This window comes from Cyanobium usitatum str. Tous (assembly GCF_003011885.1).
Lineage (GTDB): Bacteria > Cyanobacteriota > Cyanobacteriia > PCC-6307 > Cyanobiaceae > Cyanobium_A > Cyanobium_A usitatum.
The window spans coordinates 74,905-100,954 of the sequence record NZ_PXXO01000006.1; the positions used below are offsets into that span (position 1 = coordinate 74,905).

Annotated in this window: 25 protein-coding genes and 1 tRNA gene; 12 read left to right on the forward strand and 14 right to left on the reverse strand. The window is 64.4% G+C overall.

Annotated elements, in window-relative coordinates; genetic code table 11:
- Positions 1 to 95 precede the first annotated feature (95 nt).
- Positions 96 to 614, forward strand: coding sequence for an ecotin family protein (locus tag C7K55_RS06665; protein ID WP_106502645.1), 519 nt, complete (start codon positions 96 to 98; stop codon positions 612 to 614).
- Here the strand turns inward: C7K55_RS06665 and C7K55_RS06670 are convergent, their stop codons facing one another.
- On the reverse strand, positions 615 to 1,271 hold the full coding sequence (locus C7K55_RS06670) for a 7-carboxy-7-deazaguanine synthase QueE (RefSeq protein WP_241518233.1): 657 nt from the start codon (positions 1,269 to 1,271) through the stop codon (positions 615 to 617).
- A gap of 255 nt (positions 1,272 to 1,526) precedes the next feature.
- Between C7K55_RS06670 and C7K55_RS06675 the strand changes: the two genes are divergently transcribed.
- From C7K55_RS06675 to C7K55_RS06685, 3 genes are read left to right on the forward strand one after another with little or no spacing between them, the layout of a single operon-like run.
- Entirely contained in the window at positions 1,527 to 2,297 is a 771-nt protein-coding gene (locus C7K55_RS06675) for a peptidylprolyl isomerase (protein WP_106502647.1), read from the forward strand.
- A 5-nt stretch (positions 2,298 to 2,302) separates the two neighbouring features.
- Positions 2,303 to 5,236, forward strand: coding sequence for an ABC transporter transmembrane domain-containing protein (locus C7K55_RS06680; RefSeq protein WP_396094841.1), 2,934 nt, complete (start codon positions 2,303 to 2,305; stop codon positions 5,234 to 5,236).
- Entirely contained in the window at positions 5,236 to 6,378 is a 1,143-nt protein-coding gene (locus C7K55_RS06685; protein ID WP_106502649.1) for an HlyD family secretion protein, read from the forward strand. The genes C7K55_RS06680 and C7K55_RS06685 overlap by 1 nt, the downstream gene beginning before the upstream one ends.
- Positions 6,379 to 6,413: 35 nt before the next feature.
- Here the strand turns inward: C7K55_RS06685 and C7K55_RS06690 are convergent, their stop codons facing one another.
- The 5 genes from C7K55_RS06690 to gcvT all read right to left on the reverse strand — a co-directional run bounded on the left by C7K55_RS06690 (position 6,414) and on the right by gcvT (position 12,824).
- Positions 6,414 to 8,033 (reverse strand): CTP synthase, encoded by a 1,620-nt coding sequence (locus tag C7K55_RS06690; protein ID WP_106502650.1) that lies wholly within the window; start codon positions 8,031 to 8,033, stop codon positions 6,414 to 6,416.
- Positions 8,034 to 8,294: 261 nt separating this feature from the next.
- A complete protein-coding gene (locus C7K55_RS06695; protein ID WP_106502651.1) occupies positions 8,295 to 8,780 on the reverse strand; it encodes a Dps family protein in 486 nt (161 codons plus the stop codon).
- Positions 8,781 to 8,825: 45 nt separating this feature from the next.
- Positions 8,826 to 9,764, reverse strand: a complete 939-nt coding sequence (locus C7K55_RS06700; protein ID WP_241518234.1) for an RNA polymerase sigma factor, RpoD/SigA family — start codon at positions 9,762 to 9,764, stop codon at positions 8,826 to 8,828.
- Positions 9,765 to 9,841: 77 nt separating this feature from the next.
- Positions 9,842 to 11,668 carry an aspartate--tRNA ligase gene (gene aspS, locus C7K55_RS06705; protein ID WP_106502652.1) on the reverse strand — a complete coding sequence of 609 codons (1,827 nt, stop codon included), beginning with the start codon at positions 11,666 to 11,668 and terminating at the stop codon, positions 9,842 to 9,844.
- A gap of 43 nt (positions 11,669 to 11,711) precedes the next feature.
- Positions 11,712 to 12,824, reverse strand: a complete 1,113-nt coding sequence (gene gcvT / locus C7K55_RS06710) for a glycine cleavage system aminomethyltransferase GcvT (RefSeq protein WP_106502653.1) — start codon at positions 12,822 to 12,824, stop codon at positions 11,712 to 11,714.
- A gap of 112 nt (positions 12,825 to 12,936) precedes the next feature.
- On the opposite strand from gcvT, the gene C7K55_RS06715 reads away from it, so the two are divergent.
- The gene (locus tag C7K55_RS06715; protein ID WP_106502654.1) at positions 12,937 to 13,185 is read left to right on the forward strand and encodes a hypothetical protein; all 249 of its coding nucleotides are present in this window, start codon (positions 12,937 to 12,939) and stop codon (positions 13,183 to 13,185) included.
- A 122-nt stretch (positions 13,186 to 13,307) separates the two neighbouring features.
- Positions 13,308 to 13,706 (forward strand): cyclic nucleotide-binding domain-containing protein, encoded by a 399-nt coding sequence (locus C7K55_RS06720; protein WP_106502655.1) that lies wholly within the window; start codon positions 13,308 to 13,310, stop codon positions 13,704 to 13,706.
- Between the two features lie 13 nt (positions 13,707 to 13,719).
- Here C7K55_RS06720 and speB read toward each other — a convergent pair whose 3' ends face one another.
- Both speB and speE read right to left on the reverse strand, forming a co-directional pair.
- Positions 13,720 to 14,595: an agmatinase gene (gene speB, locus C7K55_RS06725; protein WP_106502656.1), complete on the reverse strand. Its 876-nt coding sequence runs from the start codon at positions 14,593 to 14,595 to the stop codon at positions 13,720 to 13,722.
- Positions 14,595 to 15,431: a polyamine aminopropyltransferase gene (gene speE / locus C7K55_RS06730; RefSeq protein ID WP_106502734.1), complete on the reverse strand. Its 837-nt coding sequence runs from the start codon at positions 15,429 to 15,431 to the stop codon at positions 14,595 to 14,597. The genes speB and speE overlap by 1 nt, the downstream gene beginning before the upstream one ends.
- 99 nt (positions 15,432 to 15,530) lie before the next feature.
- On the opposite strand from speE, the gene arfB reads away from it, so the two are divergent.
- Positions 15,531 to 15,983 carry an alternative ribosome rescue aminoacyl-tRNA hydrolase ArfB gene (gene arfB / locus C7K55_RS06735; protein WP_106502657.1) on the forward strand — a complete coding sequence of 151 codons (453 nt, stop codon included), beginning with the start codon at positions 15,531 to 15,533 and terminating at the stop codon, positions 15,981 to 15,983.
- 84 nt (positions 15,984 to 16,067) lie between these two features.
- Here arfB and mazG read toward each other — a convergent pair whose 3' ends face one another.
- From mazG to C7K55_RS06750, 3 genes are read right to left on the reverse strand one after another with little or no spacing between them, the layout of a single operon-like run.
- Positions 16,068 to 16,886 (reverse strand): nucleoside triphosphate pyrophosphohydrolase, encoded by an 819-nt coding sequence (gene mazG / locus C7K55_RS06740; RefSeq protein ID WP_106502658.1) that lies wholly within the window; start codon positions 16,884 to 16,886, stop codon positions 16,068 to 16,070.
- Positions 16,883 to 17,383: a DUF2227 family putative metal-binding protein gene (locus tag C7K55_RS06745; protein WP_106502659.1), complete on the reverse strand. Its 501-nt coding sequence runs from the start codon at positions 17,381 to 17,383 to the stop codon at positions 16,883 to 16,885. Before C7K55_RS06745 ends, mazG begins: the two co-directional genes overlap by 4 nt.
- Positions 17,384 to 17,386: 3 nt before the next feature.
- On the reverse strand, positions 17,387 to 18,313 hold the full coding sequence (locus C7K55_RS06750) for a lysophospholipid acyltransferase family protein (protein WP_106502660.1): 927 nt from the start codon (positions 18,311 to 18,313) through the stop codon (positions 17,387 to 17,389).
- Between the two features lie 21 nt (positions 18,314 to 18,334).
- Here C7K55_RS06750 and C7K55_RS06755 point away from each other — a divergent pair.
- A tRNA-Val gene (locus C7K55_RS06755) sits at positions 18,335 to 18,406 on the forward strand.
- Positions 18,407 to 18,432: 26 nt separating this feature from the next.
- On the opposite strand, the gene C7K55_RS06760 is transcribed toward C7K55_RS06755, so the two are convergent.
- Positions 18,433 to 18,690: a hypothetical protein gene (locus tag C7K55_RS06760; protein WP_106502661.1), complete on the reverse strand. Its 258-nt coding sequence runs from the start codon at positions 18,688 to 18,690 to the stop codon at positions 18,433 to 18,435.
- 47 nt (positions 18,691 to 18,737) lie between these two features.
- On the opposite strand from C7K55_RS06760, the gene C7K55_RS06765 reads away from it, so the two are divergent.
- The 3 genes from C7K55_RS06765 to C7K55_RS06775 all read left to right on the forward strand — a co-directional run bounded on the left by C7K55_RS06765 (position 18,738) and on the right by C7K55_RS06775 (position 20,660).
- The gene (locus C7K55_RS06765) at positions 18,738 to 19,187 is read left to right on the forward strand and encodes a protein phosphatase (RefSeq protein ID WP_106502662.1); all 450 of its coding nucleotides are present in this window, start codon (positions 18,738 to 18,740) and stop codon (positions 19,185 to 19,187) included.
- Positions 19,187 to 19,813, forward strand: coding sequence for a 2OG-Fe(II) oxygenase (locus tag C7K55_RS06770; protein ID WP_106502663.1), 627 nt, complete (start codon positions 19,187 to 19,189; stop codon positions 19,811 to 19,813). Before C7K55_RS06765 ends, C7K55_RS06770 begins: the two co-directional genes overlap by 1 nt.
- Before the next feature lie 226 nt (positions 19,814 to 20,039).
- Positions 20,040 to 20,660, forward strand: coding sequence for a hypothetical protein (locus tag C7K55_RS06775; protein ID WP_106502664.1), 621 nt, complete (start codon positions 20,040 to 20,042; stop codon positions 20,658 to 20,660).
- Here C7K55_RS06775 and C7K55_RS06780 read toward each other — a convergent pair.
- Together C7K55_RS06780 and C7K55_RS06785 are read right to left on the reverse strand one after the other, a co-directional pair.
- Positions 20,653 to 21,906 carry a mechanosensitive ion channel family protein gene (locus tag C7K55_RS06780; protein WP_106502665.1) on the reverse strand — a complete coding sequence of 418 codons (1,254 nt, stop codon included), beginning with the start codon at positions 21,904 to 21,906 and terminating at the stop codon, positions 20,653 to 20,655. The genes C7K55_RS06775 and C7K55_RS06780 overlap by 8 nt on opposite strands.
- Positions 21,903 to 23,162: an extracellular solute-binding protein gene (locus C7K55_RS06785; protein ID WP_106502666.1), complete on the reverse strand. Its 1,260-nt coding sequence runs from the start codon at positions 23,160 to 23,162 to the stop codon at positions 21,903 to 21,905. Before C7K55_RS06785 ends, C7K55_RS06780 begins: the two co-directional genes overlap by 4 nt.
- Before the next feature lie 50 nt (positions 23,163 to 23,212).
- On the opposite strand from C7K55_RS06785, the gene C7K55_RS06790 reads away from it, so the two are divergent.
- A complete protein-coding gene (locus C7K55_RS06790) occupies positions 23,213 to 26,050 on the forward strand; it encodes a valine--tRNA ligase (protein ID WP_106502667.1) in 2,838 nt (945 codons plus the stop codon).

The window sequence follows — 26,050 nt, forward strand, 5'->3', positions numbered from 1 at the left end:
GCGATGGCGTTGAGGCGCTTGTACAGAAGTACATCTTCCCCAATGCCAGCGCCGCTTGCGGCCGCCACGATGGCCATAACAGCGCATATGTGGATATGGATTTGGCCAGGGGCATCAAGAACGCAGCGCTTGTTTTGCTGCTGGCTGCGGCGCCCGTCTCGGCGGTTCCGCGGCTGGATCTTTCCAGTTACCCCAAAGTCGCTGCCGGCGACCGGCGCTGGGTGATTCAGCTGCCGGGGGTGCTGCCCCTCAACCCCGATTCCACCATGTCGTCAAACTCCGCCGACTGGCGAGTGCAGTTGTTGGTGGGACAGATGGTGCAACTGGATTGCAATCGCCAGATGTTCGGCGGCAAGCTCCGCGCCGTGAAACCCGCCCAGAAAGGTGGCCCGGTGATCTATCGGGTCACGGATGTGGGGCAGTTGGCCTCTACCCGCATGGCCTGTCCGGCGGACCAGCCGCGTCGCCTCGGCTTTGTGCCGATGGCCGGTAAGGCGTTTGTGGTGCCTTACAACGCCAGCCGCCCGATTGTGGTCGATGCCCCTCGGCCGCTGGAGCTGCGCTGGCGGCTGTGGAAGGCGGAAAGCCTGGAGCGCCCGGCGCAGCTGCAGTGATCAGCGCAATCCCAGCAACTTGTGGCTCTGCAGGCTGAGCCGCCATTGGGGGTTGCGGCGCACGTAATCGATCGCCAGGGCCTGGCCGGCTGGGGAGTCCCAGCCTGGTTGCAGCAGCAGCTCGGGGCCAGGACTCCCGCCGCGCGCCTCCCGGGCTTGGACGGCCATGGCTGCGGCAAAGGCCAGATCGGCGGCCTCGTGCACCACCACCTTGAGCTCCTGGCAGGCGGCAAGCAGCTCGGTGCTGGGAGGGCGGTGGCGCTTAGGCGAAAGGGTGATCCAGGCGAAGCGGCCGCTGAGCTGATCCACGCCGCTGGTTTCCAGGTGCAGGGGCAGGCCTGAGGGCTCCAGGGCCTGGCAGAGCAAGCCAAGGTTGTGGTGCAGCGGTTCGCCGCCGGTGATCACAACAAAAGCGGCACCGGCTTCGGCGGCGGCCTCGGCCTCGCCAGCCAGCTCAGCCAGGGGGCGCTGGGGGTGCAGATCGGCAGGCCAGGAGTGTTTGGTGTCGCACCAGGGGCAGGCCACCGCGCAGCCCCCCAGGCGGATGAAGAAAGCGCTGCGGCCGGCTTGCAGGCCTTCACCCTGGAGGGAGTGGAAGGTTTCCACTACTGGCAGGGCAGTTGCTGGCAGCGAATCGGCGGCCAGGGGCTGGGACACCGGGCTGAGGGGAATGGAATTGCCTGATTGGTCTAATGCTTGGCGTTCCGTTTGGTTTGGAGTGCTTGCGTGCAGGCAAGCCCGGGCTAATGGAGTTTTATTTGCATCTGCTTGCATTCAGGACTGGACAGCACGGGGCAAATCCATCAAATTGTATTGATATAATAATTGACATCTGTTGGAGGGTTTTGCGCAATCGCGCAGATTCGTGCAAATGTTTTATTCTTTGTAAATCTCTCAAAGACAGGCTTATTCATGTCGGTTGAGTCTCAAGAGAGTCCCGCGGTTTCATTCGAAGACTTGGCCCGCCTCGGCTTGCTTGAGCCCTATATTCGAGCCAATCTGCTGGCCTTGGCGGCTAGCGATGTTGCACTCAGCGATGAGCAAATAGATGCGGCTAGGCAGGCTTTTTGTCGTCAGCATCAAATCCGCGACGCCGAGGCCCTCAAGGCCTGGGCAGTAGCCCACATGCTCAGCCCTGCTGCCCTCGAGGCGCAGATGCGACAGTCCCTGCAGCTGCAGCTCCTCTGCCAGGGCGACTTTTCCGCCAAGGCGGAAGCTCGCTTTCTGCAGCGCAAGAATCAACTCGATCGTGTCGTCTACAGCCTGCTGCGCCTCCGCGATGGTGGTCTCGCCCGCGAGCTCTATTTGCGCATTGATGATGGCGATGCCAATTTTGCCGATTTAGCCGCCCGCTATGCCGAAGGACCTGAGCAGGCAACCCGCGGCATTGTTGGCCCGGTGCCCCTCACCCAAGCCCACCCTGCCTTGGTAGATCGACTGCGCACCGCTCCCCCTGGCGTAGTGCTTGAGCCCTTCCAAATCGAATCGTGGTGGCTGGTGGTGCGGCTCGAAAGCCTCACTTCCGCCACCTTCGACGAGGCCACCGCCGCCCGCATGGCCGAAGAGCTGTTCGAGCAGTGGATCTCCGAGCAGGTTGAACGACGTCTCGTGGACCTGCGGCCCCTGTTGGAGAAACGCGTATCCGCCGATGCGAGCCAGAAGACCACCCTAGGCTCATCATGAGTTCCATGGACGATTCCGCCCCTTCTCAGCTGCCTGCCCATCCCGCCTTTGCCGGGTTGTCCCACTCCAGCGCCGAGCGTTTGCAGCAGCAGCTCAGCCGGCGTCAGTTTGCTGTTGGTGATCCCCTTTGCCTTAGGGGCTTGATCCCCTCTGAGATCCTGCTGCTTCAATCCGGCACAGCTCGCTTGCTGGTGCGGGATCAGGGCCGCCTTCGCACCGCAGAAAAGCTGGGACCGGGCAGCTTTGTGGGCCTGGCCTCCCTGTTGCGAGCTGCTCCCTGTGAGGAGGTAAGTGCGGGCTCCGAAGTGGAAGCCCTGGTGCTGGCCGATTCCCTGATCCTGGAGTTGCTGGCCAGCGAACCCTCCTTTGCCCAGTGGTGTGGCTCCCATCTATTCACCGCTGAATTGGCAGCCTTACTGGCCCTGCTGCTTGAGCAGCACCCCCAGGCCGGCACTTCGCTCCAGGAGTTGCTGGATCAGGCCCGCCCCCAAGCTCGATTGGTTGCGCCTGAGCCTTCGGCCCTAGCCGCCCTGCCGATTGAGTTCAGCTTGCTGGCCGCTAGCCACAACCTGATCGATCACCCCCTCGGGGCAGCGCTAAATCCGCGCCAGGGTGTGCCGGCTGCCACCCCACCACTACCGCCACGCCTGATCGCCCTGCCTGCGGAGCTGCTGGCGCCGGTAGCTCCAGTGCTGGAAGCCGAGCTGATGCCGGAGGGCTCTGGCAGCTCCGGCCAACCTGGCGGCTCCAATCCGCCTTTGGCTTCAGCCCTTGATCTGGGCCAGCGGGATCGCACGGCCCTGCAACTGCTGCGCGGCAACGGCCCCCTCGAGGAAACCCTCGCCTGTTTCCAGATGTTGGCGGCGGAGCTCAAGCTGCCCTTCCGGCGCGATGCGATCGAGAAGATCCTGCGCGATGTGTTGCGCCGCGGCCAGACGCCGGACCTGCAGCTCTGCGGCAATCTTGCCGCGATGATGGGTCTGCACGTAAGCGGCGTGCGGGTGCCTGCCAACCAGGGCACGCGCCTGCAGACCCCGGCCCTGATCCCCTGGCAGGGCGGGTTTGCCGTGGTGCGGGGCGCCAATGCCCGCGGTTTGCTGCTGGCCTCCCCGCGGCAGGGTTGGGTGGAGATTCCCCCCGACCAGCTTCCCGAGGCCTTCCCCGATGGCATCGATGTGCTGATGCTGGAGCGCAGCTCTGCCACCCCCGAGCAGCGCTTTGGTTTTGCCTGGTTCTGGCCGGCTTTGCAGCGCTACCGCGGCATCCTCACCCAGGTGCTGATCGCCTCCTTTGTGGTGCAGCTGTTCAGCCTGGCCAACCCTCTGCTGATTCAGGTGATCATCGACAAGGTGATCAACCAGCGCAGCCTCGATACTTTGCAGGTGCTGGGCTTTGCCCTGGTGGTGGTGACCTTGATGGAGGGTTTGATCGGCGCCCTGCGCACCTTCCTATTCAGCGAAACCACTAATCGCATCGACCTGCGCCTAGGCGCCGAGGTGATCGACCACCTACTGCGGCTGCCGCTCAATTACTTCGACCGCCGTCCCGTGGGCGAACTCGGTACCCGTATCGCTGAGCTGGAGAAGATCCGTAATTTCCTCACCGGCCAAGCGCTCACCACCCTGCTCGACACTGCCTTCTCGGTGATCTATATCGCCGTGATGCTGATCTACAGCTGGCTGCTCACCTTGATAGCCCTGTGCGTGCTGCCGATTCAGATCGGCCTCACCGTGCTGGGGGCTCCCCTCTTTCGCCGTCAGTACCGCGATGCGGCCCAGGAGAACGCCCGCACCCAGAGCCACCTGGTTGAGGTGCTCACCGGCATCCAGACGGTGAAGGCCCAGAACGTCGAGATGATCAGCCGCTGGAAGTGGCAAGACCTCTACGGCAAATACATCTCCCGCACCTTTGAAAAAACAATCACCGGTACGGCCCTTAACGAAACCTCCCAGGTGCTGCAGAAGCTCTCCCAGCTGCTGGTGCTCTGGGTAGGGGCCTCTTTGGTGCTTTCCGGCGACATGACCCTGGGCCAGTTGATCGCCTTCCGGATCATCTCCGGCTACGTCACCCAGCCTTTGCTGCGGCTCTCTTCGATCTGGCAGAGCATCCAGGAGCTCAAGGTTTCCTTTGAGCGCCTTGCCGATGTGGTCGATACCCCGGAGGAATCAGACGAGGCTGATAAGCAGAAGATTCCTCTGCCGCCCATCGCCGGCGAGGTGCGCTTTGACGACCTCTGCTTCTCCTTCACCCCCGGCGGGACCCAGGTGTTGCGTCACATCGACTTCACAATCGCAGCAGGCACCTTTGTGGGGGTGGTGGGTCAGAGCGGTAGCGGTAAGAGCACCCTCACCAAAATGCTGGCACGCCTCTATTCACCAGGTAGCGGCCGGATCCTGATCGACAACTACGACATCGACAAAGTTGAGCTTTACTCGCTGCGGCGCCAAATCGGCATCGTGCCCCAGGAGCCCCTGCTATTCACCGGCACGGTGGCAGAAAATATTGCCCTCACCGATCCCGATGCCAGCAGTGATGCGATCGTGCAGGCGGCACGTCTGGCCTGCGCCCATGATTTCATCATGGAGCTTCCTGCGGGCTACAGCAGCAATGTGGGCGAACGCGGCGCCGGCCTTTCCGGCGGCCAGCGGCAGCGGCTGGCCCTCGCCCGCACCCTGCTCTCCCAGCCCCGGCTGCTGGTGCTTGATGAAGCAACTAGCGCCCTCGACTACGACACCGAGCGCCGCGTTTGCGACAACTTGCTCGACAACCTCAAGCACTGCACCGTTTTCTTTATTACCCACCGGCTCTCCACCATCCGCCGCGCCGAGCTAATCGTGATGATGCACGAAGGAGCCATCGTGGAAACGGGCACCCACGATGAGTTGATGGAGCGCCGCGGTCGCTATTACGCCCTATACCGCCAGCAGGAGGTCAACTGATGTCGATTGTGCGCCGCGCCCAAAACGCTATTGAGCGCCGGGTTCAGACCAGCCATGAGGAGATGGCGCTGCAGCAGTCGCGCTTTTTAGCGCGAGCTATCACCTGGGCCTTGCTGGGCACCACAGCTGCTGGCCTGGCCTGGCTGGCCTTAGCCAAAACCGACGAGGTGGTTGTCGCCTCTGGCAAGCTCCAGCCGATCGGCGATGTCAAAACCATCCAAATGCCGGTGGGTGGTGTGCTGGAAACCATGCTGGTCAAGGACGGTCAGCGGGTCACCCAGGGCCAGGTGCTGCTGCGCCTCGATAACGAGGCCACCATCGACCGTCAGGCGAGTTTGCGTACCACCATCACCGCTAAGAAGGCCCAGCTGCGTCTCAAGGAGGTGGAGCTGGCTCGCTATCTCAACCTCAACGACACCGAGCAGACGGTTACACGGCAGAACCTCGTGCTTGAAACCGAAATCCTGCAGCGGCTTGAGGGCCTCAAGGCAGTTGGGGCCTCTGCCGAGTTGCAGTATTTGCAACAGCGCAACAAGGTGCGTGAGGTGGATGGCGAGATCGCCAAGCTCAAGGTAGATCGCTTGCGTCAAACTGCGATCATCGAGCAGGCTCTGGAGCAGGTCAAAGGAGAGCTGGCCGATCTCGGTAGCAAGCTCACTGAGCTTCAGGTCAATATCCGCTACCAGGATGTGCGTTCCCCTGTGGATGGGGTGGTGTTTGATCTCAAGCCCACCGGCCCAGGTTTTGTGGCCCAAGGCAGTGAGCCGGTGATGAAGATTGTTCCCTTTGATGCGCTCCAGGCCAAGGTGGAGATTGAGAGCAGCGATATTGGTTTTGTGCGAGTTGGTCGCCCTGCCGATATCAGCATCGATTCCTTCCCGGCCACAGATTTCGGAGTGCTGCTTGGCACCGTTAAGCGCATTGGCTCCGATGCTTTGCCCCCAGATGAGCGCAATCAGACCTATCGCTTCCCAGCCACGATTGCACTAGATACTCAGCAGCTAAAGCTGAAATCTGGCAAGAGCCTGCCTTTGCAAGTGGGTATGTCACTTACGGCCAATATCAAACTGCGCAAGGTAACATACCTGCAACTTCTGCTTGGAGAATTTAAAGATAAAACAGACTCCCTTAAGCAAATCTAGTTAATTTCGGTTGCCAATTTGGTTGAGTGAAATGGTCAATTCTGATGATCTTGCTGGGGCAGGCGCTGCTGGGCGGCCTCAATCAAGCCGCGAAATAGGGGGTGAGGCTTGCCGGGGCGGGAGAGAAATTCGGGGTGATATTGGCAGGCTGTAAAAAATGGGTGGCTCTGTAGTTCAATTAATTCAACTAAGCGGCCATCAGGCGAGGTGCCGCTGATTGTGTAGCCCGATTCGGTGAAGAGGCTGCGGTAAGCGTTGTTGAATTCGTAGCGGTGGCGGTGGCGTTCGTATACAACTTCGTCGCCATAAAGGCGATGAGCCATCGTGTCTGCAGCTAGGCGGCAGGGGTAAACGCCCAGTCGCATCGTGCCGCCCAGATCAACTACGTCCTGTTGCTCAGGCAGTAGGTGGATCACCGGATGGGGCGTGTCGGCATCAAGTTCGGCGCTGGTGGCACCGGCCAGGCCCGCCTGGTTGCGGGCCCACTCGATCACGGCGCACTGCATGCCCAGGCACAGGCCCAGGAAGGGCACCTGCTGTTCCCGTGCCCAGCGGATTGCAGCCACCTTGCCGTCTACGCCTCGGTTGCCGAAGCCGCCGGGCACCACCACCGCATCCATGCCGGCCAGCAGAGCTTCTGCGCCCTGGCTTTCGAGCTGCTCGGCGCATACCCAGTGCAGATCAAGCGAAGCATCCCGATCCAGGCAGGCGTGGCGCAGGGCCTCCACCACCGATAGATAGGCGTCGTTGAGCTGCACGTACTTGCCCACCAGCGCCACCTTCACCGACGGGCCGGGGTGGCGCAGTTTGGTTACCAGCTCCTGCCAGCGGGCCATGTCACTTTCAGCGTTGCTGAGCTGCAGCACATCGAGCACCTCGCGGCAGAGCCCCTCCTGTTCCATCGCCAGCGGCACCGCGTAGATGCTGTCGGCGTCTAGGGCCTGGATCACGGCCCGCTGCGGCACGCCGCAGAAGCCACCGATCTTGCGGCGCAGCTCGTCGCTCACGGGCCGGTCGCTGCGGCACACCAGCACATCGGGCTGGATACCGATCGAGCGCAACTCCTTTACCGAGTGCTGGGTGGGCTTGGTCTTGAGCTCGCCCGAAACGCCAATGAAGGGCAGCAGGGTGACGTGCACATAGGCCAGGTCTTGACGGCCCACATCGCCCCGGAATTCGCGTATTGCCTCAAGAAACGGCAGCGATTCGATGTCGCCCACCGTGCCGCCGATCTCGCCAATCACAACGTCGGCATTGCTGTTGGCGGCTACCCGATGGATGCGCTCGCGGATTTCGCGGGTGATGTGGGGGATCACCTGCACGGTGCCGCCGTTGTAGTCGCCGCGGCGCTCCTTGTTGATCACCGACTGGTAAATCGAGCCGGTGGTCACGCTGTTGAGGCGCGACATGGCGGTATCGGTGAAGCGTTCGTAGTGGCCCAGATCCAGATCGGTCTCGGCGCCGTCCTCGGTGACGAACACCTCACCGTGTTGGTACGGGCTCATCGTGCCCGGGTCCACGTTCAGATACGGGTCGAGCTTGAGGATCGAAACGCTGTAGCCGCGGCTCTTGAGCAGGCGCCCCAGGCTGGCGGCCACGATGCCCTTGCCGATGCTCGACACCACGCCGCCGGTGACAAAGACGAACTTGCTCATATCCCGGTGGCTGCCCCTTCAATGTACCGGGCGCTGCCTGCGGGGGCTGGCTGGGTTCGGCGGTCACGCCCGCTGCGCGGGCAACACCGCGCTCACCGCAGCCAACCCCGCAGGAGCTACATGCGTTCTGGGGGCTGGTTCGGGTGTTACAAGGATCGGCCCGGCCTGCTGAGGCTGCTTGGTCCGCTGGGGTGCTTGGTGAGAGGCCGGTATTGCCCGCGCAGCGGGCGCCGACTGGCCGACGCCAGGCACCCCAGCGGATTACGCCTCCAGCAAGCTGCGCAGCATCCAGGCGGTCTTCTCGTGGATCTGCAGCCGCTGGGTGAGTAGGTCGGCGGTGGGTTGGTCGTTGGCCCCATCGGCGGTGACCATGACGCCGCGGATGGTGCGGGCGACCGCCTCGTGGCCGAGGACCAGCTCGCGCACCATCTCCAAGGCTGCCGGGATGCCCTGGCTTTCGGCGATTGAGGAGAGCTGGCCATAGGTGGCGCCGCCAAAGGGGGCCGGGCAGCCAAGGGCGCGGATGCGCTCGGCGATGGCGTCTAGGGCGTTCCAGAGCTCGGTGTACTGCCCCATAAACATCAAGTGCAGGGTGTTGAACATCGGCCCGGTGACGTTCCAGTGGAAGCCGTGGGTTTTGGCGTAGAGCACGGTGCTGTCGGCCAGCACGCGGCCCAGGCCTGTGGCGATCTCCAGCCGCTGGGCTTCCGGGATGCCGATGTCGATCGCAGGTGCAGCGGTTGCCATGGCGACTTATCCGTAGTGACTTCGTTTTAGCCCGGATTGCTTGGGTTAGTCGAGGCTTCCCAGATAATCCTTCACGCGGCAGCGATTCTGGGGTTGGCGCAGTTTCAGCAGGGCCCGAGATTCGATCTGCCGCACCCGCTCCCGGGAAAGCTGCATGGCAGCGCCGATTTCAGTCAGGCTGCGGGGAGTGTCGTCTACTAGCCCGAAGCGTTGACGGATCACCTCGGCTTCGCGGCTGCTCAGGTCTTCAAGCAGGGCCTCGAGGTCGTTGTGCAGCTGCTCGCGGGTGAGTTCCTGCTCAGGTGTGCTGTGGCCGTCTTCCAGCAGATCGCCGAGCTGCATGTCGTGTTCCTTGCCCACCCGGGCCTCCAGGGAGACGGGTTTGGGCAGCTGCAGCAGTGTTTCGCGGATCAGCGCTTCGCTGAGATTCAGCTCCTGGGCGATTTCAGCCACGCAGGGCAGGCGGCCTAGCCGGGCGCTGAGTTCACGCTGGGCCCGTTTAATTCGGTTGAGCTTCTCCGTGATGTGAACCGGCAGCCGGATCGTGCGGCTCTGGCTGGCAAGGGCCCGGGTGATGCCCTGGCGAATCCACCAGTAGGCGTAGGTGCTGAAGCGAAACCCCCGGGTGGGGTCAAAGCGCTCCACGGCCCGCTCCAGTCCCAAGGTGCCCTCCTGGACCAGATCCAGCAGGTCCATGCCCCGGCGCTGGTACTTCTTGGCCACTGACACCACCAGTCGCAGATTGGCCTGGATCATCCGCTCCTTGGCCCTTTTGCCGCGGTGCAGGGTCAGCCGTCGCTCTTTGTCGGCCAGTTCGTCTTTGCCCGGTTGGTCTTTGTCTGGATCGCCCTCGCGCAGTAGCTGTTCTCGCCGCTGCACCAGCCGGGCCAGGGTGAGCTCCTGCTCCTGGGTAAGCAGGTCCACCCGGCCGATGTCCTGCAGGTAAAGCCGCACCGGATCGGTGCTGGTGGGGGTGTGGGGCACGCCCAATGGACTAGTGGTGCTTCACCGTTGCTGCGCTGGGCAGCTGCGGCGCCAAATGCCCCGTTTTGTTTTGGCTTTCAGCTTTCGTCTTCTTCGCTCCAGGTGCTGGCCACATGCAGTTCGTCGAGTTGTTTGGTGGCCACACCGCCAGGGGCGCCGGTCATCAGGCAGCGGGCCTGCTGGGTCTTGGGGAAGGCGATCGTGTCGCGGATCGATTCCTCGCCCGCCAGCAGCATCACGATCCGATCTACGCCGTAGGCCAGGCCGCCGTGGGGTGGGGCACCCATGTCGAGGGCGTCCATCAGGAAGCCGAACTGCTGGTTGGCCTCCTCCAGGGGCAGACCAATGGTTTGCAGCACCTGGCGCTGCAGGGCCGAATCGTGAATGCGCAGCGAGCCGCCGCCCAGCTCGAGGCCGTTGAGCACCAGGTCGTAGGCCTGGGCGCGGGCCGTGGGCAGGGTGTTGGCCCAGGCGGCGGGATCAGTGCCGAGATCCGCGCTGTTGGGGGCACAGAAGGGATGGTGCAAGGCCTCTAGGCGGTTTTCGCCGGCGTTGAACTCAAACATCGGGAAATCCACCACCCAGAGGAAATTCCACTGGTCGTTGTCACGGTCGGCCGGCACCAGGCCAAGCTCGCGGGCCAGAAATTGGCGCACCCGATCGAGGGCCTTATTCACCGTGGCGGTATCGCCCGCGCCGAACAGAAGCAGGGTGCCGGGGGTGGCACCGGTGCGGGCCAGCAGTTCGGCTTTTTTGTCTTCTGTGAGGTTGTCCTTGATGGCGCCGATCGTGTCGATCTCGCCGTCTTCGCGCACCCTGATGAAGGCCAGGCCGCCTGCCCCAGCCTTTTGAGCCTCGCTGAACACATCGCCGCCGGGCTTGATGCGCACGTTGCTAATGGCGTCGTTGCCGCCGGGCACGGCGATGCACTTCACGGAGCCGCCGGCGGCCACTGCGCCGCTGAATACCTTGAATCCCATCTCGGCCACCAGGTCGGAGACATCGGTGAGCTCCAGGCCGTAGCGGGTGTCGGGGCGATCGGTGCCGTAGCGGGCCATGGCCTCGTGCCAGGTGAGGCGCGGGAAGGGACGGGGCAACTCCACCCCTTTCACGGCCTTCCAGATCGAGGCGATCAGGGCCTCGTTGAGCTCCAGGATCTGCTCCTGGTCCATGAAGCTCATTTCGATGTCCAGCTGGGTGAATTCCGGCTGGCGATCGGCCCGCAGATCTTCGTCGCGGAAGCAGCGGGCCACCTGGTAGTAGCGCTCCAAGCCGCCCACCATCAGCAGCTGCTTAAACAGCTGGGGCGACTGGGGCAGGGCAAACCACTCCCCACCGCACACCCGGCTGGGCACCAGATAGTCGCGGGCGCCCTCGGGGGTGGAGCGGGTGAGCACCGGGGTTTCCACCTCGATAAAGCCCTGGTCTTCCAGGAAGCGGCGCATCGCCTGCACGGTGCGGTGGCGCAGGCGCAGGTTGCTGTTCATGCGCTCGCGGCGCAGGTCGAGGTAGCGGTGGCGTAGCCGCAGCTCTTCGCGGGTGTTCTCCTCGTCGTGCACCGACACGGGGAAGGGCAGGTTGCCCTTCACGGCGTTGAGCACGGTGATGGCGCTGGCCAGCACCTCGATGCGGCCGGTGGCCAGTCGGTCGTTGATGGCATCGGCCGGTCGCTCCCGCACCTTGCCGGCCACCTGAATCACCGTTTCGTTGCGCAGGTGCTCCGCTATGGCGAACATCTCGGCGCCATTGTCGGGATCGACAGTGATCTGCACGCTGCCGCTGCTGTCGCGCAGGTCGACAAAAATCACGCCGCCGTGGTCACGACATCGGTCTACCCAGCCGCAGAGCTGCACGGTCTGGCCGCTGGCGTCGTGACGCAGGTCGCCGCATCCGTGGCTGCGCATGCTGAGATCCGGAGTGAATGGGCGATTGTCCCACCCGGTGGCGTCAGCGCTTGTAGAAGGGACGCCTCACCACCAGCGCTGGCTCGGCCTTGCCGCGAATCTGCACCGCCAGCTCGGTGCCCAGCTTGGCGGCGCTGGCTGGTACGTAGGCCAGGGCGATCGCTTCTTCGAGGCTGGGTGACCAGCTGCCGCTCGTGATGTGCCCCACCGGCTCACTAGCCACTGGAGCCCCGGCAGCCAGCACCGGGTAGCCATGGCGGGCGATGGCGCGGCCCTGCAGCTTCAATCCCACCAGGCGCCGCTGGACCCCCGCGGCGCTTTGGCGCTCCAGCACCTCGCGACCAATGAAGGCTTTGGGCATTTCCAGGTGCACCAGCCAGCCCAGGCCTGCCTCCAGGGGTGTGGTGTGCTCATCCAGCTCGTGGCCGTAGAGGTGCATGGCCGCTTCCAGTCTCAGGGTGTCGCGAGCGCCGAGGCCGCAGGGGCTGACGCCGCTGGCCAGCAATTGGTCCCATAGGAGCAGGCCGTCTGGCCGGTTCAGCAGCAGTTCGAAGCCGTCTTCGCCGGTGTAACCAGTGCGGCCCACAAAGGCGCTGGCGCCAGCCAGTTTCAGCTCCCGGTGGCCGAAGCGGGGCAGGCCGCTCAGGTCGGTACCCGCCAACTCCTCCAGCCGGGCCGCTGCCTCCGGGCCCTGCAGGGCCAGCAACACGCCATCGCTTTTGCGATCTTCAACACTGATGCCCTGGGGCTCCAGCTGGCTGCGGATCCAGGCCGTGTCGTTTGCGGCGCAGGCGGCATTGATCACCAGCAGCAGTTCGTGGCACTGGCCATCTGCCTGCCAGCCCCGGTCGTAAACGATCAGGTCGTCGCGGATGCCGCCCCGCTCGTTGAGCAGCACTGAGTAGCAGGCCTCGCCGGGGCCAATGCGAAACAGGTCGGTGGGCACCAGAGCCTGCAGGGCTTCTTTGGCGCCTGCGCCCCGCAGGGTCAGCACCCCCATGTGGGAGATGTCGAAGATGCCGCAGCGGCGCCGCACGGCCTGGTGCTCTGCCACCAAGCCCTCAAATTGCACGGCCATCTCCCAGTCGGCAAAGGGCACCATCCGGCCACCCGCGGCTTGGGCGGCTTCAAACAGGGGGGTGCGTTTTAAGCCCATGGCCGGATCCTATGCAGGCCTGCGGAATCAATAAGGAACCTGGAAGATTCGCTGTATTCGCTACCACTTTGATCAAAGGTCCATAACTTGAGAGACCAGATCTCTCCCTTGGATGGGTCAGCGCCCTTGCTGCCGCAGCTGCCGCCATTGCGCCCCACCCAGTGGCGCTGAATTCGGCTGGTGTCAGCTGCGCCAGTTGCCGATCCATCCCGAATTGGCGCTGGAGCTGTGGTGCCACCACTGGACGGCCCGGCCGCCGCGGCTGCCTGCGATTAATGCGGCAGCAGCAGCTGGGGGGACACCAGCACCTGCCCAGCCGAACCAGCAGCTCAGCCTTGAATCAGCCTTTGGCAAAAGCTAAAGTAAATCCGTAATTCGTCCTGGATTCAGGGCTTATTTGGCTTTTGTGCTCGCCATAGCTAGGCGCCGTGGGCGGCATAGCTCTATTAAGGGCATGTGGTTTCGATTAGGGGGTGGAGGAGCATGGTTGCTTCGGTAACGTTCACGACCTCGCTGGAGCTGCTGGCGGCTCAAGTGGATTGCGAAGTTCTCACCCTGCCCACCGGCTCCAAGGTGTTTTCCAGGGGCTCCCGGGCCGACTCGATTTATGGGGTGCGCCGCGGCATCATCGAAGTGATCGGCGAGAGCGGCGAGAAGCTTTGCTATCGCCCTGGAGAGCTGTTCAGCTATCAAGACATCCTTTGGCGCGACGGCATTTATCGCAACGAAGCCGTGGCCCGTACCCCCGTTGAGATTCTGCGGCTAGATCGCCTGCGCTTCTTGAACCTGCTCCACAACCACCCGACTCTGGCGGTGTTACTGATCAGCCAGCAGCACGAGCGCCTGCGTGAGCAGCGCACCAGCGGCACCTGCTGCTACTGATCGGCTCTCGGCATTAACGGTCGAGCAGAAACAGCAGGCTGCGCACCACCTTGGCGGCCAGCACGCTGCTGACGCCGGTGGCATCCAGCATCGGCGCCAGCTCCACCACATCGGCGGCCACCAGGTTGTGGTGGCGCAGCTCCTCCACCAGGGCAGCGAAATCCCGCCAGAGGAAGCCGCCGGGCTCCGGGGTGCCGGTGCCGGCCATCACCGCTGGATCAAACCAATCCAGATCCACTGTGAGATAGAGGGGCTTGCCGCGCAGGGGCTTGAGCGCCTCGGCCATCTGCTCGATCGCCACCAGCCGGCCCGACTGCCGCAGCTCGGAAAATTCCTCACGAGTGCCGCTGCGGATGGCGATCTGCAGCAGCTGCTGGCTGGGCAGCACCTCCAGGCAGCGGCGCATGGCGCAGGCATGGCTGTGGTGGGCGCCGAGCCATTCCTGGCGCAGGTCGGCGTGGGCATCGAGCTGCACCAGCACCAGATCGGGGTGCCGGGCCGCCACGGCCGCCACGGCGCCGGAGCTGATCGAGTGCTCGCCACCGAGCATCAGGGGTTTGAGCCCCAGGGCCAGAACGGCTTCAGTGGCGGACTTCACGGCCGCCACCACCGGTTCGGGGGCGCCGAAGGGGATCTCCACCGCGCCAAGATCGGCGATGGCCAGCTCCTCCAAGTCGCGATCGAGCTGGGGGCAGTAGCTCTCCAGGCCGCTGCTCACCTCGCGGATCGCCGCCGGCCCGAAGCGGGTGCCGGGGCGGAAGGAGGTGGTGCCGTCGTAGGGCACGCCAAACAGACCCACCCGGCAGCCGGCGGGGTCGCGCTGGCTGCCCATGTAGATGGCGCCGTCTGAATCAAACAAATCCGTGTCAAAGAGATCCGTGTCAAACATCAGCCCAGCTCCCGCTCGATGGCGGCGGGCACAGCATCAAAGGCGCCGCGCTGCCAGCGGGGGGACCAGATCTCACAGCCACAGTCGACGGCCGCGGCGCGGGCGGGATCCGGCTGCAGGTAGCGACGGCCGTCTGTGGCGGCGAACGTCCAGCTCCACCAGCCGCTGGGGTACATGGGCACCCAGCCATACAGCGGATCGGCGTGGCCGAACACCTCACGGATCAGCTTCACCGTGTCGATATGCACCTGGCGGAAGGCCTCGGGTGATTCGCTCTGGGTGGCGAACACACCGCCGGGCCGCAGGATGCGGCGGCAGTGCTCGAAGAAGGCGCGGTTGAACAGGCCCTCGGCCGGGCCGGCGGGGTCTGAGCCATCCACGATCACCACGTCGTAGCTGGCTTCAGGGGCATTGGCGGCCCAGGCGATGCCGTCGCCAACGGTGAGGTGGAAGCGGGGGTCACTCCAGCAGCCGCCGCCGATGCTGGGCAGGTACTGCTGGCTCCACTCCACCACCAGGCCGTCGATCTCCACCAGGTCGAGGTGCTGCACGCCAGCGTGGCGCAGGCACTCGCGGGCGGTGCCGCCATCGCCGCCGCCGATCACCAGAACCCGCTCGATGCGCTCGGCGCTGCAGAGGGCCGGATGCACGATCGCCTCGTGGTAGTGCCGCTCCTGGCGCTCGGCAGTCATCCAGCAGCCATCGAGCAGCAGGCCCTTGCCGTAGCGCTGGCTGTCGATGATCGTCACCTTTTGGAAGGCTGAATCCTGTTCAGCGACCACCGTGCCCTCCAGGCCATAGCGCACGCCGTCGAAGACCTCGTCGATCCAGCCCATGGCCAAAATTTCGCAGACTCCAGCCTTGCGCATCGCCGGTGTGTTGGCCGTGACAGGCTGATTTCTTGGCTCCCCCGAATCCTTGGCTCCCCCGAATCCATGGCTCCCCTGCGACCCACGGCGGATCTGCGGCTGACCCCAGCGCTGGTGATCGGCGCCGCCGAGCTGGCCTGGCGTTTTTCTCGCTCCTCCGGCCCCGGCGGCCAAAACGTGAACACCACCGATTCACGGGTGGAGCTGGTGTTTGATCTGGCGGCCTCTGCGGCGCTGCCGCCCACGATCAAGGCCCGGGCCCTGGGGAGACTGGAGGGAAAGCTGGTGGAAGGTTGTGTGGTGATTGCGGCCAGTGAGCACCGCTCCCAATGGCAAAACCGGGTGGCGGCCCAGCGGCGCCTAGTGGAGCTGCTGCAGGAGGCGATCAAGCCGCCGCCGCCACCGCGTCGGGCGACTCGGCCCACCCGTGGTTCTGTGCAGCGGCGTCTGGCGGCCAAGAAGCAGCGCGGTGCGATCAAGGGGCAGCGGGGGTCCCGTCCTCAGCTGCCGGAGGACTGAGCTGCCGGAGGATTGAGGTGTTGGCTGGGTGTCCCTAAATCTGTACAAGTTGTACGGAACCTGCGAGGCTGTTGCGGTTAAGGCTCAGCAGCCTTGCGTTGGCGTGTTTTCAGCGCGTATCTCGGCCTTGGCCTGTTGCCAGAGGCCTTCCAGCTCGCCGATGCTGCGGCCCTTTAGGTCGCCATCCAGGGCTGCTTCCACCCGGGAGAAACGATCGAGGAAGCGGCTGTTGGTGCCCGCTAGGCCGGCTTCCGGTTCGATGCCGCACCAGCGCGCCACGTTCACCAGGGTGAACAGCACGTCGCCCAGCTCTTCCTGGGCATGGCGGCGATCCCCGGAGGCCACAGCTTCCTTGAGCTCGTCGAGCTCCTCGTGCACCTTCGCCCACACCCCTGCCATGTCATCCCACTCGAAGCCGGCCGCGGCGGCTTGCTTGGAGATCGTCATGGCGCCGGCTAGGGCTGGCTGGCCGCGCACCTTGCCGGCCAGCCGATCGCTGAGCGGGCTGGTAGAGGCGGGTTGGGGTTTTTCTGCGGCCTTGATCTCCTCCCAGCTGGCCGGCTCGCCACCGCCAAACACATGGGGATGGCGGCGCACCAGCTTGGCTCTGATGCCTGCAGCGATCTGGGCCAGATCAAAGCTGCCTGCCTCGCTGGCGATCTGGGCGTGGAGCACCACCTGCAGCAGCAGGTCGCCCAGTTCCTCCGCCAGGTGGTGATCGTCGCCCGAGCGGATCGCATCGGCCACCTCGTGGGCCTCCTCCAGCACGTAGGGCACCAGGGAGGCGTGGGTTTGCGCCAGATCCCAGGGGCAGCCGCCCTCGGGGTCGCGCAGGCGAGCCACCACGGCGACTAGCTCAGCTAGGGCCTCAAGGTGGGCTGGGGTCTGGGGTTGGGTGTTCATCGGCGGCGGCGGCGGCGCAGCAGGCGGGGCAGGCGCGGCATCGGGTCGCCATCTTGGATCAGGTGCAGCCAGCTGCTGGCCTCCAGGCCTACCAGGGCGGCCAGCAGCAGCGGACGCTCGCCCTGCCAGAGCGCCTGGGCGGTGGCCAGGAGCTGCTGGGGTGCTGGCCCACCGAGGGGTTGCAGCAGCAGGCAGCTCACCAGCAGCAGCGCCGCCAGGTAGGCCAGGCGCCCGCTGGTGCCCAGCAGGGGGCTGTGGGAGATCAGGGAGCGATGGCGCAGCAGGTTGCGGTAGGGCCACCAGAGCAGCCGCAACGGTCCCCAGCGGCGGGTGGGGTTGGAGCGGGTGTCGAGGTCGGGGGAGAGCAGCAGGCCGCCTAGCAGAAAGCTCAGGCCGGCCACGCTCACCCCCGCCAACCCCAGCCAGGGCCACCACAGCAGCCCAAAGGGCAGGCTCAGGAGCCAGGTGGCTCGGTCATGGCTGCGGCCGCTGGCCATCGATCAGCGCCCGGGTGGGCCGATGGGCCGCAGCCGCTCACCGCTGCCATCGCCCGTTCGCCAGCGCCGGTTGATCCAGTAGTACTGCTCCGGATAGGCCTGAATCAGGGGTTCGTGCCAGCGGGCTACGGCGGCAAGCTGGTCGCTCAGGGCGGCGGCACCCTGGCCGGGCCATAGCGGTGCGCCAAAGATCAGTCGAAAGCGGCCGTTGGCTTCCCGCACCTGGGCCACGGGAAACAGGGGGCAACCCGATTTTTGCGAAAGGGCCGCAGGCCCTTTGACGAAGTTGGTGCTCAGGCCGAGGAAGTCGACCTGCACTTCGCTGTTGCGGCTGTAGAGGTCGGTCATCACCACGAGGCTGCCGCCGCGGTGCAGACAGCGCAACATCGACCTGGCATCGGCCTGGGGAATCCAGTTGCAGTAGCTGTTGGCCTGGCGGGCCCGGTTGAGCAGCTCGTCGCTGTACGGGTTGCGGGCGGGTCGGTATACGACAGATGGGGTGTCCAGCTGTTCGCTCAGCCAGCGCAGCCCCAGATCCCAGCAACCCAGGTGCAGCGATCCCACGATCACCCCCTGGCCCTGGCGATGCAGCCGCAACAGTTCGTCGAGCCCCTCCCCCTCAGCGCTGATCAAGCAGGCGTCAACCGGTTGGATGATCGATTCGAGGCAGGAGAGAAAAAAGCTGTTGATCGACTGCTCGGCGATGGCTTCCCGCTCGCCCTGGCTGAGCTGCTCGCCATAGACCCGCGTCAGGTTGGCGATCGCCGTGGTGTGGCGCCGCCGCAGCCAGGGCCTGGCTAGCCGGTGGGCTTGGGCAATGCCGCGGCTCATGCTGCTGTGGGAGCGCCCCCGCAGCGCCAGCAGCAGCAGCCGCACCCCGAGGGCCTCCAGTTGCCAGCGCAGCTTGCGTTGAAGTGGGGCCTGAGCCATGGGGTGTATTTTGCCTACACCGCGCGATTAGCTCAGCGGTAGAGCGCCTGCCTTACAAGCAGGATGTCGCTGGTTCGAACCCGGCATCGCGCATTTCTGGGGCTCTCCATATGGGGGCGTCAGCCTTCTGGGAACAGCAGGCTGGCGAGTTCGTCGGCATCTACGTCGTAGACACGGGCGAGGCTGGTTTCGATGGCGCTGGTCACTTCGCCGGGCAGAAAGCGCATGGCGTTGAGGGCGTCGTCAGCGATCTCGTCGGTGAGCAGGGTTTCTTCGCCGCCGAGCTTTTCGTCGTTGATCACCGCCATTACCCAGCTCTGGTAGGCGTACACGAGATCGCTGAACTCCAAATCGGGGTCGTTGAAGTCGAGGGCCATGGGTGGGGCAGTCGCATGCCAGTGCAGTCTGCCGGCAGCTGGGCAGGATGGCAGGCATGAATGCCATAAACCTGCAGGCAACCCTGTTTGATTTCGCCATTGGCGAGTTGGTGCGGCAGCACCGTGAGAGCTTTCAGCCGCTCTGGACTGCTGATAGCTGGGCCAAGCTGCTGATCTGGTTGGCGCTCAATTGCGGTTGCAGCGGTGATCGTGACTCGCTGGAGGCCTATGCCGAGGCGCTGGGGCCAGGGCTCACCGGCCGCATGCGGCGAATTTTCTTTGAGCGCGAGCTGGAGGATTTGGAGCTGCGGGTGCTTGCCGATCCCGCCGAGCCCCAGGTGTTGGTGCTGCCCCTAGGGCCTGCTGGCCCCCTGGATCATGGGCGGGTGGTAGCGGCTCTGGAGCGGCTGGGTCTGCTGGCAAGGGTCGCGGCGGAGCCGCAGCGCTGGCAACAGTTGGAGGCGGCCCTGGCCCTTCCCTGGCAGGAACTCTTCTGATGAACCTGCTTGGTACCTATCGCAATGCCGGCTTCGAGGCCCTCGCCGATGGGGTGATGGCTTTTTATGAGCGCCGCGTTGACCTGCGGCGGGCCGGGGTGGCCTTTGGCCCTGGCGGCAAAACTGAGCCCGCCAAAATTTCCACCGACATCAGCCTGGTGGCTATCGACCGCTCCGATCCTGAGGCCTTCGCCCTGGCGGAGGTGATCCTGCGCGGCGTCACGGCTGGGCTGGAGCGCTACCTGCAGGAGCGCGGCCTCTTTCGCCAATGCTGCCCGGAGCAGGAGCTGTTTGTGAATCCGATCTTCAACCTGCAGCGCTACGCCCCTGGTGAGGGTTTCAAGCGCTGGCACTGCGACTGGACAATCAGCGACGAAGCCACTGAACCGGTGCACAGGGTGCTGGCCTGGATCCTCTATTGCAACGACGTGCCCAACGGAGGCACCGAGTTTCATTGGCAGGCTCACCACGAGCCGGCTGAGCGGGGCAAGCTCGTGATCTTTCCGGCTAGCCCCTCCCACATACACCGAGGCAGGGTGAGCGAGGAGCACACCAAAACGATCGCTACCGGCTGGATCAATGCCGGCAGCTATCAGAATTACCTGGGCCGGCTAGCTCAGGCCTGATCTGCAAGCTGCCAGGTTTTGGCGGCCCAGGCCAACTCACCCACATCCCAGCCGAGGTTGTCGAAGTTCAAAGCCTTTCATTAACGGACTTACGGGTCCAGGCGGAGTGCGAGCCCCCGACTTGTGTTCTGCAATACCTCTCCAGGGAGGGGGAGATCTGTGCCAGTCGCTTTGATGGAATAAATTTTGGAGGCTGCCCCCCGCCAAATCAAAAGGTTACCGCTTATTGGGTTTTCTATTAAATGGTGTGCTCACAGATTTTAAGGAAAGCGAGAAAATACCTGCCGAATTAGCAACCTCTCTCCAGTCGCTGAATCTCGAGATTCAGGCCATTCGGGTCTATAATCCAGATGCCCAAGTTGCTAATGCCCTCGCCGCGGTAACTGGCCTTGGCCAGTCCTTGCTGGATTGGTTGAAGGAGCGGATCATTACGGAGCAAGTGCTGGCGCGCCACACACAGACCCATGCAGAGGTGGTGCTTGCTGCGGTGCAGATCAAGGGTGACGCATCTACGTTGAGGGGAAGGCTTATGCAGGATTTAGCAGTAGTACTTGCCAAGGTTAATCGGGTGCAGGCCATCCGAGACACCTCATTTGTGCCGCTTGTTTACTGGATGGCAGATATAGCTGCAGTGCTTCTGTTCGCGGGCTTGGTGATGGCGCGGACGGAAAGTCTTTCTGAAGCGGTCTGTTTTCTGGCCGCAATTTCTTTTGTTGTTATTTTATTGTTGCGCTTGATTGACGATATTGATAATCCCTTTGGGCTGTCTGATGTAAATTCGGCAGAGAATGTGTCGATAGAATTGTTGGAAAAAGCAGTCGAGCGTCTTAGGGCTGGCGCTAAGTGAATTCATTGGTGTGATGGCGCTCGGGTGGCCATTGCATGGAATATTCCACATGCTGTGGGAAAGGAATTTCAATGCTGCTATCGCGGAAGGCCCGCCAGATCGCCTGATTTACCTCGCTACAGATGCCCACGTTGTCCATTGGGTTGGCAATCCAGAAGCGCAGGCAGTAATTAATAGCGGAGTCGCCGTAGTTCAGCAGTAGGGCTTTGGGTGCTGGCTGGGGAAGCACCCGTGCCACTTCGAGAGCTGTGGCCTCGAGCAGGGTAATCACTTCTGCTGGGTTGTGGTGATAGGCGGCGCCAATGCTTACCTGGCTGCGGCGCATGCGGTCGCTGGCGGTGTATGTGGTCGCCGCCTCCGTGAAGAAGGTCTGGTTGGGGATCAGCAGCTCGGCGTTGTCGCGGTCGCGCCACAGCAGGGTGGCCCGCAGGCCCAGCTTGCGCACCTCGCAGGGATCGCCATCGACCATAAGCACCTCGCCGGGCCGCACGGAGCCCTCAAACAGCAGCCAGAGGCCACTGATGAAGTTGGAAAATACCTCCTTGATGCCGAAACCCAGGCCCACCGAAAGGCCACCTGCCACGGCGATCAGGGCGGTGGTGTTGAGGCCCAGGTGCACCCCCACGGCCACCAGGCCCAAGCCCACCACGGCGTAGCGCAGCATCAACTCCAAGGCTTTGCGGCTGCCATCGCTGGTTGCCAGGGCCCTTTGCATCAGCCAGGCCACGCCCGCTGCCGGTGGCCCCGAGCCCACCAGCACCAGGTAGGTGATCAGGGCGGCATTGAACAGCCTGCCCGCATCGATGGGCACACCCAGCACGCTGCCCAGGGGGGCCACGGCCAGATCACTGATGCTGTCGACGGTGGTGATCAGCAACAGGGCCGCCAGCAGCAGATAGCCAGGTCGCAGCAGGCGGCTGTCGAGTTGCTGCGCCGTTTTCGCGCCGAGGCAACGTTGCAGCAGCGGCTGCAGCTGGTTGAGGCCGTACCAGCCCAGCCAGAGCACTCCCAGCTGGCCGCTGAGTCCGTAGGGCAGCCCCAGGAGGGCCAGCAGCAGGCAGCTGGCCGCCAGCACCACAAGCGCCAGGGGGGTGTATCGCTGAGTCCGCAGTCGCGGAAGCCAGTTTCGGCGCGCCGCAAACAGCCGCAACACCATCAGCCCGATCGCCACACCCAGTTGCAGCAGAACGGTGGGCCGCTCCAGATAGCCCAGCCAGCCCAGCACCTCCAGCAACAGCTCTCTCATGGCCGGTTCCGCAGGATCGCCACCAGGCTCTGGCCGGCCGTGGTGGGCTGCATCTCTCCAAACACCAACGTGGTGAGCAGGGTCTGGATCTCGGCCATCCGGGGATCGTTGCTGTGCATCAGCTCCGCCAGGGTGTTGGTTTGGTGGCCCTGCTGGGCCGAGGTCACCATGGCGCTGAGCACTGCCGAGCTGCTCACCGGCACCCCCACGAAGCGGTTGGCGGGCAGCACCACCTGGGAGTCCAGGGTGAGACTCCTCTGGCTCAGGGGGTTCACGCTGAAGCGGCTGAAGGCCAGGGCCCGCTCGCGGCTGCTGTGGCTGGTATTGGTGCCGAGGGCCAACACCCGCAGCTTGTTGATCGGACTGGGATCACCCCCCTCGCCGCGAGGCAAGGGCGCAACACCGAGCCCATCCCCCAGGGCCTTGCGCAGCCGCGGTATGGACGCGCTGCGGCAGGGGAACCAGTCGAGGCGGCCCGCCTGGAATTCCGCTTCCGCTGAGGACTGGCTGGCGTAGAAGGTAACGCGCTGTTGGCTGTTGGCGTTTTGCAGCCAGGTGAGCCAACGCTCGATCGCCTGCTGCTGGGCCCCGCTGGGTTGCCTGCCGGCTGCGGCTGTATCGATGGCGTCGACCGCACCAAGGCTGCCGACTGTCCAGAAGAGGTTGTAGGCCTCCATCGTGAGGCCCACGGGATACCCCTTGGCACTCGTGTCAAGCAGCTGCTCCAGGGTGGCTGGTGCGGCGGGCAGTCGCCGGCGGTTGAAGCAGGCCAGCTGGGTTTGCACCAGAAATGGCAACCCGGCCAGGTCTCCGGAGGGGGTGCGCAGCCGATTGAGCACCTGGGGACCGAATTGGTTGAGATCTACCCCGGTTTGTGGGTAGGGCGCGATCACTCCCGCCTTCAGCAGCCGCACGGCCGTGTCCCCGTTGAGGAGTAGCAGATCGGGCCCCAGCCCGGCCCGGTTGCGGTGCTGGATCACCCAGGCCAGTTGTTTCTCGGGGTAAAGGCTGACTTGAAAGCGGGTGTTGGGGTGAAGTTGTCTGTAGCCATCCTCCAGTTGGCCCAGTCGCTGCCGGGTGTCGGTGCGCAAGTTGGCGTCTATCTTCTCGTCGGGGTTCACCTCCATCCCGAGGTACATCACGTTGGGCAGCCCATCGCTGGCGCGGCAACCGAGCAGCAGCAGCGAGGCCAGCACGGGTACGCAGCGCGATGCCACCCGTCGTGTCGCCTGTGAGGGGGCCCGGGGATGCGGCATTGCCTTGCTCTACGGCCTAATTATCCCTGGCCTCAGCCCGTTTTGCGACCATGGCTCGAGTGCCTGCTGCCACCGCCGTGACCGAGCTGTCTGCCCCAGCCCCTGAAGCGGCTCTGCCCAAGACCTACGACCCGGTGGGCACGGAAAGCCGCTGGCAGCAAGCCTGGGAGAGCAGCGGTGCCTTTCACCCGGATCCTGCGGCACCGGGTGAGCCCTTTTCTGTGGTGATTCCGCCGCCGAACGTGACCGGCAGCCTGCACATGGGCCACGCCTTCAACACGGCCCTGATCGACACGATCGTGCGCTTTCAGCGCCTGCGCGGCAAAAACGTGCTCTGCCTGCCGGGCACCGACCACGCCTCGATCGCCGTGCAGACGATCCTCGAGAAGCAGCTCAAGGCAGAAGGCAAGCGCAAGGAAGATCTGGGCCGTGAGGCATTTCTCGAGAAGGCCTGGGACTGGAAGGCGGAGAGCGGCGGCACGATCGTGGGCCAGCTGCGCCGCCTGGGCTACTCGGTTGATTGGCAGCGCGAGCGCTTCACCCTCGACGCCGGCTGCAGCGCCGCCGTGATCGAGGCCTTCAACCGCCTGCACGAGCAGGGGCTGATCTACCGGGGTGAATACCTGGTGAATTGGTGCCCAGCCTCGGGTTCGGCGGTGAGCGATCTGGAGGTGGAGATGAAGGAGGTGGACGGCCATCTCTGGCATTTCCGTTATCCGCTCAGCAGCGGGGCCGGCTTCCTGGAAGTGGCCACCACCCGTCCCGAAACCCTGCTGGGTGACACGGCCGTGGCGGTGAATCCCAAGGATCCGCGCTACACCGATCTGGTGGGCCAGACCCTCACCCTGCCCCTGGTGGGGCGACAGATTCCGATCGTGGCCGACGACCACGTGGATGCGGAGTTCGGCACCGGCTGCGTCAAGGTGACCCCAGCCCATGACCCCAACGACTTCGCGATAGGCCAGCGCCACAACCTGCCGCTAATTACGGTGATGGCCAAGGACGGCTCGATGAACGAAGCGGCCGGCCGCTTCGCCGGCCTGGATCGCTTCGAGGCTCGCCAAGCTGTAGTGGCGGCCATGGAGGCGGAAGGTTTCCTTGTGCGTGTGGAGGACTACCGCCACAGCGTGCCCTTCTCCGATCGCGGCAAGGTGCCGGTGGAGCCCCTGCTCTCCACCCAGTGGTTTGTCAAAACCGAGCCCCTGGCGGCCCGCTGCCGTGAGGCCCTCGAGAACGCCGATCCCCGTTTCGTGCCGGAGCGCTGGAGCAAGGTGTATCGCGACTGGCTCACCGACATCCGCGACTGGTGCATCTCCCGTCAGCTGTGGTGGGGCCACCGCATCCCCGCCTGGTTTGTGGTGAGTGAAACGGGCGGTGTGATCACCGACAACACCCCCTATGTGGTGGCCCGCGGTGAGTCTGAAGCCATGGCGAAGGCGGAAGCCCAATTTGGCGGCGGCACCCACGCCCATCCCGTGGTGCTGGAGCAGGACCCCGACGCCCTCGATACCTGGTTTTCCAGCGGCCTCTGGCCCTTCTCCACCCTGGGCTGGCCCGATGCCGATGCTGCCGACCTGGAGCGCTGGTACCCCACCAGCGTGCTGGTGACGGGCTTCGACATCATCTTCTTCTGGGTGGCCCGGATGACGATGATGGCCGGAGCCCTAATGAGTGGACGGGAAGGTTCTGGAATTCCTTGGATTCCCTTCAAAGACGTGTACATCCACGGCCTGGTGCGGGATGAACAGAACCGCAAGATGAGTAAGTCCTCTGGCAACGGCATCGACCCGCTGCTGCTGATTGAGCGCTACGGCGCCGATGCCCTGCGGTTTGCCCTGGTGCGTGAGGTGGCCGGTGCCGGCCAGGACATCCGCCTCGATTACGACCGCAAATCCGACACCTCCGCCACGGTGGAGGCCTCGCGCAACTTCGCCAACAAGCTCTGGAACGTCACCCGTTTCGCCTTGATGAACCTGGGGGGCGAGACGTCCGCTTCGCTGGGCGAGCCGGATCCGGCGGCGCTGCAGCTGGCGGATCGCTGGATCCTGTTGCGGCTGGCGCGGGTGAACCGCGAAACCGCGGAGCGCTATGGCAACTACGGCTTGGGCGAGGCGGCCAAGGGGCTTTATGAGTTCGCCTGGAACGAGGTGTGCGATTGGTATGTGGAGCTGATCAAGCGGCGGCTCAATCCAGGTGAAAACCCGAGCCCAGCAGCCCTTGCCGACCAGCGCACCGCCCGCGCCGTGTTGGCCAAGGTTCTTGGCGAGTTGCTGGTGATGCTGCATCCGCTGATGCCGCACCTGAGTGAGGAGCTGTGGCACGGCCTCACTGGCCAGCCAGAGAGCAGCTTTCTGGCCCTGCAGAGCTGGCCGGCACTTGATCAGGCCGCTCTAGACGACCAGCTTGAGGCCCAGTTTGCCGAGCTGATCGAGGCGATTCGGGTGGTGCGCAACCTGCGGGCTTTGGCGGGGCTCAAGCCCAGCCAAAGCGCGCCGGTGTCGTTTGTGACTGGCCGCGCTGAGCTGGCAGCCCTGTTGCAGGAGGCCAGCCCCGACATCACGGCCCTCACCCGAGCCGAGAGCGTGGCGGTGCTTAGCCCCGAGCAGGCCGAAGCTGCTCCGGCCGCCAAGGCCCTGGCTGGCGTGAGCGGTGAGCTGCAGGTGTTGTTGCCCATCGAGGGCCTGGTGGATCTCGACGCCCTGCGCGGCCGCCTGGAGAAGGACATCGCCAAGGCCGATAGGGAGATCAAGGGCCTGGCGGGTCGCCTCGCCAATCCCAACTTTGCAGATAAGGCCCCGCCTGAGGTGGTGCTGGAGTGCAAGGCAAACCTGGCCGAAGCTGAAGCCCAGGCGGACCTGGCCCGCAGACGGCTGGGGGATTTGGGCTGA

Coding starts and splice junctions, on each gene's coding strand:
- C7K55_RS06665 (WP_106502645.1), top strand. CDS start 96: ATGGATTTGGCCAGGGGCATCAAGAACGCAGCGCTTGTTTTGCTGCTG.
- C7K55_RS06675 (WP_106502647.1), top strand. CDS start 1,527: ATGTCGGTTGAGTCTCAAGAGAGTCCCGCGGTTTCATTCGAAGACTTG.
- C7K55_RS06680 (WP_396094841.1), top strand. CDS start 2,303: ATGGACGATTCCGCCCCTTCTCAGCTGCCTGCCCATCCCGCCTTTGCC.
- C7K55_RS06685 (WP_106502649.1), top strand. CDS start 5,236: ATGTCGATTGTGCGCCGCGCCCAAAACGCTATTGAGCGCCGGGTTCAG.
- C7K55_RS06690 (WP_106502650.1), bottom strand. CDS start 8,033: ATGAGCAAGTTCGTCTTTGTCACCGGCGGCGTGGTGTCGAGCATCGGC.
- C7K55_RS06695 (WP_106502651.1), bottom strand. CDS start 8,780: ATGGCAACCGCTGCACCTGCGATCGACATCGGCATCCCGGAAGCCCAG.
- aspS (WP_106502652.1), bottom strand. CDS start 11,668: ATGCGCAGCCACGGATGCGGCGACCTGCGTCACGACGCCAGCGGCCAG.
- gcvT (WP_106502653.1), bottom strand. CDS start 12,824: ATGGGCTTAAAACGCACCCCCCTGTTTGAAGCCGCCCAAGCCGCGGGT.
- C7K55_RS06715 (WP_106502654.1), top strand. CDS start 12,937: ATGGGTCAGCGCCCTTGCTGCCGCAGCTGCCGCCATTGCGCCCCACCC.
- C7K55_RS06720 (WP_106502655.1), top strand. CDS start 13,308: ATGGTTGCTTCGGTAACGTTCACGACCTCGCTGGAGCTGCTGGCGGCT.
- speB (WP_106502656.1), bottom strand. CDS start 14,595: ATGTTTGACACGGATCTCTTTGACACGGATTTGTTTGATTCAGACGGC.
- speE (WP_106502734.1), bottom strand. CDS start 15,431: ATGGGCTGGATCGACGAGGTCTTCGACGGCGTGCGCTATGGCCTGGAG.
- arfB (WP_106502657.1), top strand. CDS start 15,531: ATGGCTCCCCTGCGACCCACGGCGGATCTGCGGCTGACCCCAGCGCTG.
- mazG (WP_106502658.1), bottom strand. CDS start 16,886: ATGAACACCCAACCCCAGACCCCAGCCCACCTTGAGGCCCTAGCTGAG.
- C7K55_RS06745 (WP_106502659.1), bottom strand. CDS start 17,383: ATGGCCAGCGGCCGCAGCCATGACCGAGCCACCTGGCTCCTGAGCCTG.
- C7K55_RS06750 (WP_106502660.1), bottom strand. CDS start 18,313: ATGGCTCAGGCCCCACTTCAACGCAAGCTGCGCTGGCAACTGGAGGCC.
- C7K55_RS06760 (WP_106502661.1), bottom strand. CDS start 18,690: ATGGCCCTCGACTTCAACGACCCCGATTTGGAGTTCAGCGATCTCGTG.
- C7K55_RS06765 (WP_106502662.1), top strand. CDS start 18,738: ATGGCAGGCATGAATGCCATAAACCTGCAGGCAACCCTGTTTGATTTC.
- C7K55_RS06770 (WP_106502663.1), top strand. CDS start 19,187: ATGAACCTGCTTGGTACCTATCGCAATGCCGGCTTCGAGGCCCTCGCC.
- C7K55_RS06780 (WP_106502665.1), bottom strand. CDS start 21,906: ATGAGAGAGCTGTTGCTGGAGGTGCTGGGCTGGCTGGGCTATCTGGAG.
- C7K55_RS06785 (WP_106502666.1), bottom strand. CDS start 23,162: ATGCCGCATCCCCGGGCCCCCTCACAGGCGACACGACGGGTGGCATCG.
- C7K55_RS06790 (WP_106502667.1), top strand. CDS start 23,213: ATGGCTCGAGTGCCTGCTGCCACCGCCGTGACCGAGCTGTCTGCCCCA.